Source organism: Paenibacillus barcinonensis (assembly GCF_003217495.1).
GTDB lineage: Bacteria > Bacillota > Bacilli > Paenibacillales > Paenibacillaceae > Paenibacillus > Paenibacillus barcinonensis.
The window spans coordinates 12711-25568 of the sequence record NZ_QJSW01000007.1; the positions used below are offsets into that span (position 1 = coordinate 12711).

At 46.6% G+C, this 12858-nt stretch carries 11 protein-coding genes; 8 read left to right on the top strand and 3 right to left on the bottom strand.

All coding sequences use genetic code 11. The features are described from left to right. Positions 1–425 precede the first annotated feature (425 nt). The 3 genes from gntK to DFQ00_RS12880 form a co-directional block, all read right to left on the bottom strand. Complete coding sequence (gene gntK, locus DFQ00_RS12870; protein ID WP_110896900.1) at positions 426–1973, bottom strand: gluconokinase; 1548 nt, start codon at positions 1971–1973, stop codon at positions 426–428. Positions 1974–2060: 87 nt separating this feature from the next. Beyond that, complete coding sequence (locus DFQ00_RS12875) at positions 2061–3422, bottom strand: GntP family permease (protein ID WP_110896901.1); 1362 nt, start codon at positions 3420–3422, stop codon at positions 2061–2063. Positions 3423–3647: 225 nt separating this feature from the next. Then, positions 3648–4322: a GntR family transcriptional regulator gene (locus tag DFQ00_RS12880; RefSeq protein WP_110896902.1), complete on the bottom strand. Its 675-nt coding sequence runs from the start codon at positions 4320–4322 to the stop codon at positions 3648–3650. Between the two features lie 527 nt (positions 4323–4849). On the opposite strand from DFQ00_RS12880, the gene rpmH reads away from it, so the two are divergent. From rpmH to noc, 8 genes are all read left to right on the top strand, one after another. Beyond that, positions 4850–4984: a 50S ribosomal protein L34 gene (gene rpmH / locus DFQ00_RS12885; RefSeq protein ID WP_019914530.1), complete on the top strand. Its 135-nt coding sequence runs from the start codon at positions 4850–4852 to the stop codon at positions 4982–4984. Positions 4985–5185: 201 nt separating this feature from the next. Next, the gene (rnpA, locus tag DFQ00_RS12890) at positions 5186–5536 is read left to right on the top strand and encodes a ribonuclease P protein component (RefSeq protein WP_110896903.1); all 351 of its coding nucleotides are present in this window, start codon (positions 5186–5188) and stop codon (positions 5534–5536) included. A 74-nt stretch (positions 5537–5610) separates the two neighbouring features. Beyond that, positions 5611–6489 (top strand): YidC/Oxa1 family membrane protein insertase, encoded by an 879-nt coding sequence (locus DFQ00_RS12895; protein ID WP_110896904.1) that lies wholly within the window; start codon positions 5611–5613, stop codon positions 6487–6489. After that, a complete protein-coding gene (gene jag, locus DFQ00_RS12900; protein ID WP_110896905.1) occupies positions 6486–7190 on the top strand; it encodes an RNA-binding cell elongation regulator Jag/EloR in 705 nt (234 codons plus the stop codon). The genes DFQ00_RS12895 and jag overlap by 4 nt, the downstream gene beginning before the upstream one ends. Before the next feature lie 136 nt (positions 7191–7326). Beyond that, positions 7327–8703, top strand: coding sequence for a tRNA uridine-5-carboxymethylaminomethyl(34) synthesis GTPase MnmE (gene mnmE / locus DFQ00_RS12905; protein WP_110896906.1), 1377 nt, complete (start codon positions 7327–7329; stop codon positions 8701–8703). A 142-nt stretch (positions 8704–8845) separates the two neighbouring features. After that, on the top strand, positions 8846–10735 hold the full coding sequence (mnmG, locus tag DFQ00_RS12910) for a tRNA uridine-5-carboxymethylaminomethyl(34) synthesis enzyme MnmG (RefSeq protein ID WP_110896907.1): 1890 nt from the start codon (positions 8846–8848) through the stop codon (positions 10733–10735). After that, complete coding sequence (gene rsmG, locus DFQ00_RS12915; RefSeq protein ID WP_110896908.1) at positions 10735–11457, top strand: 16S rRNA (guanine(527)-N(7))-methyltransferase RsmG; 723 nt, start codon at positions 10735–10737, stop codon at positions 11455–11457. Before mnmG ends, rsmG begins: the two co-directional genes overlap by 1 nt. 413 nt (positions 11458–11870) lie before the next feature. After that, complete coding sequence (noc, locus tag DFQ00_RS12920; RefSeq protein WP_110896909.1) at positions 11871–12689, top strand: nucleoid occlusion protein; 819 nt, start codon at positions 11871–11873, stop codon at positions 12687–12689. Positions 12690–12858 lie beyond the last annotated feature (169 nt).

The window sequence follows — 12858 nt, forward strand, 5'->3', positions numbered from 1 at the left end:
CAATATATTGTTTATAAATTGTTTAAGTTTCGACAACACGACCCAAAAGAACAAATTATTTTATACACAGGATATCCGTCGAAAGATGCCTGTTTGTGTGCAAAAGTGCTCCGGGGATGTGAATAACCTCGTTGTGGATAATTCGAGGGCTGCGAAGAACGAAGCGGATGCAAAATGAGTCGTTATATGGGATATGCCTTCACCCTCATAAGGTGCCCACGAGCAAAAGTGTGATAGTTTTCATGGTTGTGTGCTCGGATCGTAACGAGATGGACAGGTTGAGAATCGGATAGAGAAAACATATTTAGGAAAAGAGGTAGGCGGGCATAGTACCGAATGCAGGTGTCTGCATGGAATTGAGGACATAAATTTATATAAAGAGGAAGGCCCCGCAGCCGGTTTTGGGCTGCGGGGCCTTCCTCGCCTTACATCTGAGGGGTAGACATTTTGCGCTGAAAGGCTGCAATATCTGCATACTCTTCTTCCAGCTTGCGTGAAATACGAATATAGATTGGCAGCAGCTCCCGATAGAGGGAGGCATGCTCTTTGATTGGTGTGTGCCGATGAGTTGTACCTACCATAGAGGAGACAGCATGCAGGGATTTGATTCTCCCTGTCGCGTAGAGGCCAAGAACAACGGCGCCAAGACAAGAGCTCTCGAAGCTCTCAGGTACAACGACTTCCTGATTAAAGATGTCGGACATCATTTGGCGCCATAATGGAGATCGTGCGAATCCACCGGTCGCCTGAATGGAGGTTGGCTGCCCGATCTGCTCTTCCATTGCAAGCAAGACGGTGTAGAGATTAAAAATAACGCCTTCAAGCACAGCACGAATCATATGCTGCTTCTGATGGTGAAGTGTCAGCCCAAAGAACGAGCCACGGGCATCCGGATTCCAGAGCGGGGCACGTTCGCCCGAAAGGTACGGATGAAACAGCAGCCCTTCTGAACCTGGCGGGACACGCTCTGCAATTTTGGTCAGGACATCATAGGAATCAATACCAAGACGCTTCGCCGTTTCCACCTCGGATGCAGCGAACTCATCGCGTACCCAGCGGAACAGCATGCCACCATTATTCACAGGCCCGCCAACGACCCACATTTTTTCGGTCAGTGCATAACAGAAGGTACGGCCTTTTGGATCAGTTACAGGACGATCAACAACAGTACGAATTGCACCACTGGTGCCGATGGTGGCGGCGACAACGCCGGGTTCAATGGCGTTGACACCAAGGTTGGACAATACTCCGTCACTTGCGCCGATGACAAAGGGCGTAGAGGGGGAGAGAGCCATTTTTTCAGCCCATTCAGGATGTATTCCCTCTATTGTATATGTGGTCGGCACAAGCTTTGACAGATGATTGGCTGTAATGCCTGCCACGTCAAGGGCTTCCTTGTCCCAGTCCAGCCGCTCCAGATTAAGCAGCCCGGTGCAGGAGGCGATGGAATGATCGACAACATATTGCCCGAACAGGCGGAAGAATAAATATTCTTTAATTGAAATAAATTTTGCCGTGCGCTGGAACAGTTCAGGCTCATCATGGCGCAGCCACATCAATTTGGTCAGAGGTGACATCGGATGAATGGGTGTGCCCGTACGCAGATAGATCTGATGGCCGATACCCTTCTCCTGAAGCTTGGTTGCCCAGGCTGCGCTGCGGTTATCAGCCCAGGTGATGCAGCGTGTTAATGGCTGATGCTGCTGATCCATGGCAATGACGCTGTGCATAGCCGAGCTGCAGGATACAAAGAGAATCTGATCAGCCGCAATCTGGCTTTCACTCATCACGCCGCGTACCGAGCGAATAGCTGCCTGCAAGATCTCTTCGGGATCTTGTTCCGCAACATCCGGTGCAGGGGTATAGAGCGGATATTCCTGAGTGGAGGTCGTGACCACCTCGCCTTGCTCTGTGAATAACACGGATTTGGTGCTGGTGGTGCCGATATCCATTCCAATCATATAGTTGGTCATAGAGTGATCCCTCTTTCTTTAAAGAGCTTAGAACATATTATTGAAGACAGGCCTACAGTTAAACAGGTTTACACGTATATTTTGATTTTACACCACTGTGCTTAGCAGCAAAATAAAGAGCAGTCCGACAACGGAGAGTAGTGTTTCCATAACGGTCCACGTCTTGAGAGTTTGAGCCACGCTCATATTAAAGAATTCCTTGATCATCCAGAAGCCTGCATCGTTTACGTGCGACAGAACGAGAGAGCCTGCGCCCGTAGCAAGCACGACCAGCTCAATATTGGCTCCAGGTGTAAGCGCGAGCACTGGGGCTACAATGCCTGCCGCTGTAGTCATGGCTACTGTAGCTGAGCCGGTTGCAACACGAATGAGCGCAGCTACAAGCCATGCGAACAGGATGACATTAATGTTGGCATGTGTAGCAAATTCGGCAATGGCGTTGCCCACACCGCTATTGATCAGCACCTGCTTGAACGCGCCGCCGCCGCCGATGATGAGAATGATTGTTGCAGTAGGTGCCAGGCATTCGCTGGTGAAACGGGAAAGTTCATGCTTGGTGAATCCGCGCGCAAAGCCCAGTGAAAAGAGGGCAAAGACGACGGAGATCAGCAGAGCAATAATTTCGTTACCAATAAACGCACTGAAAACAGTCAGGCTGCTCGTTGCTTCAGGATCAACGATGTTGGTGATTGAACCGATGAGCATGAGAATGACCGGAAGCAAAATGGTAAACAGTGTAATGCCAAATCCGGGCAGGTTGCTGTTCTTCTTGGCAGAAAACTGTTCAGCAAGTTCTGCCGGTGGTTCAGTATGAATTCTTTTGCCAATAAATTTACCGAAAACAGGTCCGGCAATAATCGCTGTAGGAATGCCGACCAGCAGGGAGTAGAGAATCGTTTTTCCCAGATCCGCATTAAAGGCTTCGATTGCTATCATAGGGGCCGGATGCGGTGGAACAAGCCCATGCACAGTGGATAGACCAGCCAGAATAGGAATTCCGATCTGAAGCAGGGACATGTTTGTTTTGCGGGCCACAGTGAAAATGATCGGGATCATGAGAATGACGCCCACTTCAAAGAAAACGGGAATACCTACGATAAAACCAACAATCATCATCGCCCAGTGCACTCGTTTTACACCGAAGCGGTCCACGAGAGTCGTAGCAATCTGCTCGGCACCACCGGATTCGGCCATCATTTTACCAAGTATGGTGCCAAGTCCAATGACGATTGCAATGGTGCCTAATGTACTGCCAAGCCCCCCCGTAATGGAGGATATGACATCGGCCGGCTTCATTCCCGTCAGTAAACCAAGCATCAATGCGGATAATAGAAGGGTAATGAACGGGTTCCATTTATATTTGGAGATTAACAGGATCAGGAAGATGATGGCGATCAACGTCCAGACCAGCAGTGTCGCATTATGGGATAGTCCAAAAATAGTACTCATGATGAGATTACTCCTTTGTCTGAGTTATAAACGCTTACAAATGGTCGTACCGACAAATAACAGTTCTCTGCTTGAGCAGTACGATTAAAAATCCTGGAGAGGTTATCATGCCCTAAAAAGGATAGAAAATCGCATTTTGTATACTTGTCGACAAGTTGAGTGCAATCAACTCGTAACGGATTGATTGCGAGCTCCCCCTATTATTGAAGCTACTGGTAAAGCCCATTAAAATTCAAAGCTTTCGTGTAACGTTTGTCCTGAGTCTTTGAAATAAGTGCGTACCCCAGCCTGGATCAGAAGCTTGTCGCCTGATTCCAGAGCTGCTGCAAGCGAGCGATGCTTCTCAACTACAGCGCTTACTTTGCCCTCGCCTTGAGCAAATACCCGGCGTGTTGTTAGCAGCATGACCGTCATCACGACATATCTGATGCTCTTCCACAGATGAGAAATGCGGGAGTGCGCGGCCGCTTCAATAATGGTCTCATGAAACGTAAGATCCTGATAGGCAAATTCGACAGCATTCTGGTGTTTGCCAGCGAGCTGCATTTTGTCGATAGTGTTGTGTAGCTGTGTGATTAGTGATGGGGGAACATCAGCAGACAACCTCTGCTGCACAAAGCTTTCAATGAGAAAGCGAACATCGTACAGCTCCTCGACATCCTTCATATTCAGGCCGAGGATCACAACGCCCATTCGTTCAAGGCGAATCAGACCCTCATTAGACAACGTTCTCAGCGCTTCGCGAACAGGCGAGCGGCTGCTGTCAAAATCAGCAGCAATTCGATTTTCCGACAAAATGTCTCCAGGCCGAAGGGTTCCGCTAATAATTCTCAGCCTTAATTCGCATGCTATGGCCTCACCGCGGGATGCTCCTTGAAGCCAGGAAGATGGAAACTGCATATGGCTAACGCTCCTAAAATGATGTGATCCGTACAGTTATTTATCATAACATACAGTGAGGCAGCCCTGAAAAAAACAATAAGTATACTTGTATACAAGATATTTTTTTAATCCTACACCTTTCTTGAAAGCTTGTAAACCTTCACATTAAAGCGGATACAGCGAGGAGCAATGAACCAAATTCAACTAAATATTCTTTATCCACATGTGAATAACTTCAAACAGCAAGAAATAAAAAAAGTCTAATGTGATAAGGTGTGGATAACCTGGAAAGTGCTTAGTACTGCGGTTTTCCGAACTTGTTGGGGATAACTTTGACGCTTGAGCGGGTCCACTGAATTGGGTGCAAAAGGTCAGGTCAAAATAATGTGAGTCTCAAATGCTGGAAAGCGCACGAAAAAGAGGAGCAAGGGGGTGCTTTTCAGTTGACTTTTCCAGTTGAACGTGGTTAAATGTATAAAGGTGTTTTCTGTGAAGATGAAAATGATTCATCACATAAGTATTTCCTTGTAAGGAGGTGCAATACATTGAGACCTACATTCAAACCGAACGTTAGCAAACGTAAAAAAGTTCATGGTTTCCGGAAAAGAATGAGCACAAAAAACGGCCGTAAAGTTCTGGCTGCACGTCGCCTTAAAGGCCGTAAAGTCCTGAGTGCTTAATGCATGTGAAGACCACCGAGGTGGTCTTTTTTTTCTTAAATGAGGGTTTTTCACGTGGATTCTATTTCCACTTTAGTAGGGAACTTACCTTAATATATATTTGTCGCCGTGACGGTTTACCGTCGTTCAAGAAAGCCTATACTAAATCAGTAATGAGGCCTCCGTCAATAACATGGATGGGGGACAGCAAGGAGCAGCGCCGTGTATAAAAGATTACGTCTACGAAACCGGGCGGACTTTAGCCGCGTATATCGCTTTGGAAAATCGTTTGCCAATCATCAGTTTGTGGTGTACGGATGCCGCCGTAAAGATACGGAGCAATTTCGGGTGGGCGTGTCATGCAGCAAAAAAATCGGAAACGCTGTCGTGCGTAACCGGATGCGGCGCATGATCAAGGAAATTGTACGTCATCATGAGCAGGAGATTGTTACGCAGATGGACCTTATTTTCATCGTTCGCAAAGGGGCACTCGATATGCCTTATAAGGAGATGGAGAAAAGTTTGCTCCATGTACTGCGTAAGGCCTCGCTGCTGAAGTCGTGCAAGCGGTAAGCTTCGGTTTATTTGTCCTCCTAATTATGGTATGATTTACGGTGGAATGGAATGGTTAAGAGAGGGGTTATGAAGTGTCGCGATTGAAGACATCTAAGGGGAAGTGGATTCTCCTCATTGCAGTCATTGCAATGGTCACTGTACTCGCCGGTTGTACTCCGCAAGGCTCCGGGGTAACTACGGAAGATTTGAAGAATAGTGGGTCATTCTGGCAAAGTAATGTTGTGTACTGGTTCTCACTGGCACTCGATACATTCGCCAACTGGTTTAACGGTGAATATGGACTAGCTGTCCTTGTGATGGTGCTAATTGTACGGACATTGATTTTACCATTAACGTTGAAGCAGGTTCGCAGCTCCAAAGCGATGCAGGCTATTCAGCCGCAACTGAAGGAGATTCAAACCAAGTATAAAGACACGCCTGAAAAGGTTCAGCAAGAAACGATGAAATTGTTTCAGGAGAACAAAGTCAATCCAATGGCGGGTTGTTTGCCACTTCTGATTCAGATGCCGATTTACATCGCACTTTATAACTCCATTTACGGAAACTCCAGTCTCAGAACCCACGATTTCTTGTGGCTTCAGCTTGGAGAAGCGGATCACCTGTTTATTTTGCCTGTACTGGCTGCCATCACAACATTCATCCAAACGTGGATGATGATGCGCATGAATCCTACACAGCAAGTTGGACCAATGCAGTTCATGCTGTGGGTGTATCCGATTCTGATTTTCGTGATGTCGTATCAGTTCCCATCAGCGTTGCCGCTTTACTGGTTCTACAGTAATATCTACACAATCGTGCAAAACTATTTCCTTTACCGGAATAATGATAAAGTTGTGGCCGAGGTCAACGTGAAGCAGAGCAGCTCTTCCAAGAATGGAGCTAAACGCAAAAACGGTGGCAGAGCTACTGTCTCTGGGAAAGGGTCGAAAGGGGCCAAAAAATCGAAATGACCACAGTCATTACGTCAGGAAAAACCGTTGAAGATGCTGTAAACCAAGGATTGGCTGAGCTGGGCGTGAGCCGGGACAAGGTCGAGATACAAGTGTTAGAGCAGCCGTCAAAAGGATTCCTGGGTTTGTTCGGGGTGAAGGCTGCCAAAGTTGAAGTCAAACTGCTGCCAGTACCTGAAGCTCCATCTGAGCAGTCGATCAAACCAGCCACACCTGAACCTGAGACCGATGTGTTACTTGAGGGTGTAGCACTCCATAATCCATATGAAGAAGCGGCTGCATTTTTGAAAGAGGTTGCGGCTGGTATGGGCCTAGAGGTGGAAGTGCATATTAAAAAACAGCGTGATGGTCATATCTTTAATATATCCGGTGAAGATCTGGGGATGATTATTGGTAGACGCGGACAGACGCTGGATGCTCTTCAATATCTGACCAATATCGTAGCGAACCGTTACTCGGAAAGCTTCGTACGCATCGTGCTCGATGCGGAAAACTTTCGCCAACGCCGACGCAAAACGCTTGAGGACCTGGCTGAACGATTAGCTGGACAAGCTATTCGCACAGGTAAGGAAGTTGTGCTTGAGCCGATGCCTCCGCTCGAACGGAAAGTGATTCATGCCAAACTGCAAAATCACCCGCAGATTAAGACATTAAGTAAGGGCGAGGAGCCTAATCGGCGTGTGGTTATTACGTTGAAATAACACGCAATTGAAGACGCAATGGCTTCCTGCTCGGTGCAGAAGCCATTGCTTTTTTCGTACCGCTTGAATATATATTGGCATTCTACAGAACCGTTGGATGACCGTTGATTATAGAGAAGTAAGGAGAGATATCACGATGATAAGCGATACGATTACAGCCATATCTACAGCGGTCGGTGAAGCCGGCATTGCTGTTATTCGCGTCAGTGGTCCAGATGCAGTGGCAGAGACGGAAAAAATTTTTCGCAGTAAAATCCCCTTGACTCAAGCAGCAACCCATACCGTTCATTACGGGCATATTATAGATCCAGCAAGTGGGGACAAGATCGAAGAGGTGCTGGTAACGGTGATGCGAGCGCCTCGTTCATTTACAACAGAGGATGTTGTCGAGATTAGTGCGCATGGTGGAGTCGTATCGGTTAAACGTGTGATGGACCTTCTGTTGCAGCTTAATATCCGACTCGCGGAACCAGGTGAGTTCACGAAACGGGCATTCCTTAATGGGCGAATTGACTTGTCTCAGGCAGAAGGGGTAATGGATCTTATTCGTTCGAAATCGGATCGGGCCTTCTCGGTAGCACTGAAGCAGGTGGAAGGCAAGCTGTCCTCCAAGCTACGGGATCTGAGACATACATTGGTTGAGACGCTGGCTCATATTGAAGTCAATATTGATTATCCAGAGCATGATGTGGAATCATTAACATCTGAATTTATTAAAGAAAAGTCCAGTCAGGTTATGGCTGAGATAGATAAATTGCTTACTACGGCTGAACAAGGCAAAATCTTGCGTGAAGGTATTACTACAGCCATTGTTGGACGTCCTAACGTGGGTAAATCCTCATTAATGAATACACTCGCACAGGATAACCGTGCAATCGTTACCGATATTCCAGGTACAACTCGTGATGTCATTGAAGAGTTCATTACCATTAACAATATCCCGCTAAAGCTGCTTGATACTGCTGGCATTCGGGAGACGATGGACGTTGTTGAGAAGATCGGGGTGGAGCGTTCCCGCTCGGCTGTAAATGATGCAGATTTGATTTTGATGGTGGTTAATGCGGCTGAGCCGCTGCATCAGGATGAGATTGAACTGCTGGAACAAATCCGCGGTAGACAATCAATTATCATTATGAATAAAATGGACTTAACGCCACAGATTGAACGTGACGTGCTGCTCCGTTATATTCCAGAGGAGCGGCTTGTACCGATGTCGGTTAAGGATGATCTGGGTGTAGATCGTTTGGAAGAGGCGATCTCCACGTTGTTTTTCAGCGGCAAGCTGGAGTCGGCAGATTTGACCTACGTCAGCAATGTTCGTCATATTGCGTTGCTTAAAAAGGCAAAGCAATCCCTGGTGGATGCTTATGAGGCTGCAGATCAGTTTGTTCCCATTGATATGATCCAGATTGATGTGCGTCTGGCGTGGGAGCAGCTCGGAGAGATCGTGGGAGATACGGCGCATGACGCGTTAATTGATCAGATTTTCTCCCAGTTCTGTCTAGGAAAGTAAATCATTATACCCCCTATTTATTGAAAGGGTCGTGTATGATGGAAAGGTGCAATCTCTGCCCGTTGTCAAAGGATGGAATGATGTTGTTGCCAGGAAGTGTTGGTTTCATATAGATAACAGTGAAATAAGGAGGTAATTACACATGGCTTTTGATGGCGGCAGTTATGATGTCATTGTCGTTGGAGCAGGACATGCCGGGGTGGAATCAGCTCTTGCAGCAGCCCGCATGGGTTCCAAAACGCTGATGATTACGATCAACCTCGACATGGTGGCCTTCATGCCTTGTAACCCATCCATTGGGGGACCGGCTAAAGGACACGTCGTACGTGAGATTGATGCACTTGGTGGAGAAATGGGACGGAATATCGACAAAACCTTTATCCAGATGCGGATGTTGAATACGGGGAAAGGCCCTGCTGTTCATGCACTGCGTGCGCAGGCAGATAAATTCTCTTATCAGCATACAATGAAGGAAACGATGGAGAAGGAACCTAATCTGACGATGCGTCAGGGGATGGTTGATCGTCTGATCGTGGAAGATGGCCAGTGTGTCGGGGTTGTTACTCAAACAGGTACAGAGTATCGTGCCAAAGCGGTGGTGCTGACGACAGGCACATACCTGCGCGGTAAAGTAATTATGGGTGAGCTGATGTATGAGAGTGGACCAAACAATCAGCAGCCCTCCCTTAAATTGTCGGAGCATCTGCGTGAGCTGGGCTTCGAGCTGGTTCGTTTCAAAACAGGTACACCACCACGTGTGCACAAGGATACGATTGATTTTAGCAAAACTGAAATTCAGCCGGGTGACGATGAGCCGAAGTTTTTCTCCTATGAGACCAAATCTTCAGACAATGAGCAGCTGCCTTGCTGGCTGACCTATACATCTGTGGAGACACATCAGATCATTAATGATAACTTGCATCGTGCACCGATGTTCTCTGGTGTAATTGAAGGAACAGGCCCACGTTACTGCCCATCCATTGAGGACAAAATCGTACGTTTCAGCGATAAGCCGAAGCACCAGATTTTCCTTGAGCCGGAAGGTAAAAATACGTCCGAGTATTACGTTCAGGGCTTGTCTACAAGTCTGCCAGAGGATGTACAACTCGCTGTACTGCGCTCTATTCCAGGTATGGAAAAGGTCGAAATGATGCGTAACGGTTACGCGATTGAATATGATGCAATGGTGCCCACCCAATTGTGGCCTTCACTGGAAACGAAGCGTCTCCCAGGTCTATTCACTGCGGGTCAAATTAATGGGACATCCGGTTATGAAGAAGCAGCGGGACAAGGGGTTATGGCAGGCATTAATGCGGCACGGAAAGTACAGGGCAAGGAAGCCATTGTACTCGACCGTTCCCAAGGTTATATCGGTGTACTCATTGATGACCTCGTTACAAAGGGAACGAATGAGCCTTACCGCCTACTGACCTCTCGCGCCGAGTATCGTCTGCTGCTCCGTCATGACAATGCGGATATGCGTCTCACTGAAATCGGCCATGATATTGGCTTGATTACGGAAGAGCGTTATGCGACTTTCCTGGACAAAAAAGCGAAAGTGGAGCAGGAGATCAATCGTTTGAAAGAGGCAAAGGTTCGTCCTGTTGACGTCAATGCAAAGCTGGGCGAGATTGGTTCAACACCGATTCAGGATGGCAGCACGCTGCTGAATCTAATGCGTCGTCCAGAGATCGGTTATGACTGGATTGAGCAGATTTCACCTTCCGAGGTGGAGCTGACGGCTGACATGAAAGAACAGGTCGAGATTCAAATTAAATATGCGGGTTATATTGAGAAGCAATTGATCCACGTGGAACGTTTGTTGAAAATGGAGAAAAAGAAGATTCCAGACACGATCGTATATGATGAGATTCATGGTCTTGCGATGGAAGCCAAGCAGAAGCTTGCGAAGATCCGTCCAATCTCCATTGGTCAAGCATCTCGTATTGCTGGTGTTACACCTGCGGATATCTCCATCCTGCTTGTATATCTGGAGCATTATAACCGCGTTACCGCAGCAAGGGGACAATAATGGACGATATTCAAAAGCAACTACAGCTACGCTTGAAAGAGCATGGCTTGGAAATCGGAGAACTCCAGTTGGAACAGTTCGAATTGTATTATCAAGAGCTTGTTTCCTGGAACGAAAAAATGAATCTGACCGGTATTACTGACCGTGAGCAGGTGTATACAAAGCACTTCTATGATTCGGTATCGTTGGCATTTTATACGGATATGACGAAGGTATATAAACTTGCTGATATTGGTTCGGGAGCAGGCTTTCCTGGATTGCCGCTGAAAATTTGTTTTCCTCATCTGCAGCTTACGATCATTGACTCGTTAAACAAACGAATTGGCTTCCTGCAGCATGTAGTGGATACACTGGGGCTTGAACAGGTGGAGCTGATCCATGGTCGTGCCGAAGAGCTGGGCCGCAAGGAAGGATATCGCGACAGCTATGATCTGGTTACGGCACGCGCAGTAGCCAAGCTTGCGGTATTGAATGAATTTTGTCTTCCTTTTGTGCGTAAGAGCGGTATGTTTGCTGCGATGAAGGGGGGAGACCCGCGCGATGAAATGAAGGAAGCGGAGTTCAGCTTTAATCAGTTAAAGGGCCGGGTAAAGGCTGTGCATCCGTTTCAGCTGCCCGTGGAGGAATCGGAACGTCATATCATTTTGATTCAGAAGTTTGATAAGACTCCGCATAAGTATCCTCGTAAACCTGGAACACCACTCAAGACACCGCTGGTGTAAAAAAGAAAGCTTGAACGTAATGGAGTTGACTAGATTACGTCAAAAATAGAAGATGGCAAAGCAGGGAGGATGTTTCACGTGAAACATCCTCTTTTGTTTTATTTTTATAATAAAACTAAATATCAATTTGCCCACAATAATCAAAATAAAGCAGGAAAATTTGCTGGCTTTAAAGAATAGGTAAACATAGGATTATGGACAAAAAGATGATAGAATAGAAGTAGCCGATCCTGCATAATCAGTGATCATAGATTAGTTCATATAGATATAATGATAAGCATTTCATGTTAGCAAGAGCAAGTGATACGATGGCATAACTTATTTCAGGAAGTTGAATGTGAATCTCGCTTATGGAATAAGAAGCACCTGCTTGCATGCGGGAGCTATTACGAAACTAGGTGGTAATCTACGGAATGAAAGAACAATTCTCGAAGTTGTTTGGTTTGGCGGATCGCAATAACGGAGATGAAGTTAAACAGGTCCCTGTTAATGAAATTGTGAGTAGTCCATATCAACCCCGTACTATTTTTGATGACGATAAAATTGATGAGCTACTGCAAACGATCAAAACTCATGGCGTTATTCAACCGATTGTTGTACGTGTACGAAATGGCTCCTATGAGATCATCGCTGGTGAGCGGCGATGGCGTGCGGTTCGTAAGCTGGGCTTAGAACATATTCCAGCTATTGTGCGTGAATTTAATGATTCTCAGGCGGCATCCATTGCTTTGATCGAGAATTTACAGCGTGAGGGCTTAACCTCTATTGAGGAAGCGGTTGCCTACCAAAAGCTGATAGACCTGCATCATCTGACGCAGGAGAGCCTTGCACAGCGGCTTGGCAAAAGTCAGTCTACCATTGCCAACAAGATTCGATTGTTGCAGCTTCCTGAAGGTATAAAAACAGCCTTAATGGAGCGAAAAATATCAGAACGACACGCAAGAGCATTGTTATCCCTTGATACGGAAGAGCTGCAGCTAAAATTGCTGGGTGAGATTATCGACAAGGAATTGAATGTGAAGCAGACAGAGGCACGTGTTGCCTTTTACAAGGAAGCATCGAAGATCAAAAAGTCCAAGCGTGTATCGTTCACCAAGGATGTAAGGCTGGCGCTCAATACGATTCGTCAATCCATTGATATGGTGACTGGCTCAGGTATGGATATCAAAACTAAAGAAGCTGATCATGAGGATCATTATGAGATCGTTATTCATATCCCAAAACGCAAATAATTGAAGCTTCCAAGGCGGCAATGGGCCGCTTTTTCTGTCTCAATAGTCAGATGGTGTATGACGTGAAGATGAACAATCGTTTTGCTAAAACGGTAGTTGTTATTCGTGCGCACAATGTCCGCCTGCTTATTGTTAACTGTAACTCACAACCTACTAGAAAAGACTTCTA

What these genes read in the sequence shown, in the direction of transcription:
- mnmG (WP_110896907.1), top strand. Translation starts at nt 8,846, where the DNA reads ATGGCTTTTGATGGCGGCAGTTATGATGTCATTGTCGTTGGAGCAGGA.
- gntK (WP_110896900.1), bottom strand. Translation starts at nt 1,973, where the DNA reads ATGACCAACTATATGATTGGAATGGATATCGGCACCACCAGCACCAAA.
- mnmE (WP_110896906.1), top strand. Translation starts at nt 7,327, where the DNA reads ATGATAAGCGATACGATTACAGCCATATCTACAGCGGTCGGTGAAGCC.
- jag (WP_110896905.1), top strand. Translation starts at nt 6,486, where the DNA reads ATGACCACAGTCATTACGTCAGGAAAAACCGTTGAAGATGCTGTAAAC.
- noc (WP_110896909.1), top strand. Translation starts at nt 11,871, where the DNA reads ATGAAAGAACAATTCTCGAAGTTGTTTGGTTTGGCGGATCGCAATAAC.
- DFQ00_RS12875 (WP_110896901.1), bottom strand. Translation starts at nt 3,422, where the DNA reads ATGAGTACTATTTTTGGACTATCCCATAATGCGACACTGCTGGTCTGG.
- rsmG (WP_110896908.1), top strand. Translation starts at nt 10,735, where the DNA reads ATGGACGATATTCAAAAGCAACTACAGCTACGCTTGAAAGAGCATGGC.
- DFQ00_RS12880 (WP_110896902.1), bottom strand. Translation starts at nt 4,322, where the DNA reads ATGCAGTTTCCATCTTCCTGGCTTCAAGGAGCATCCCGCGGTGAGGCC.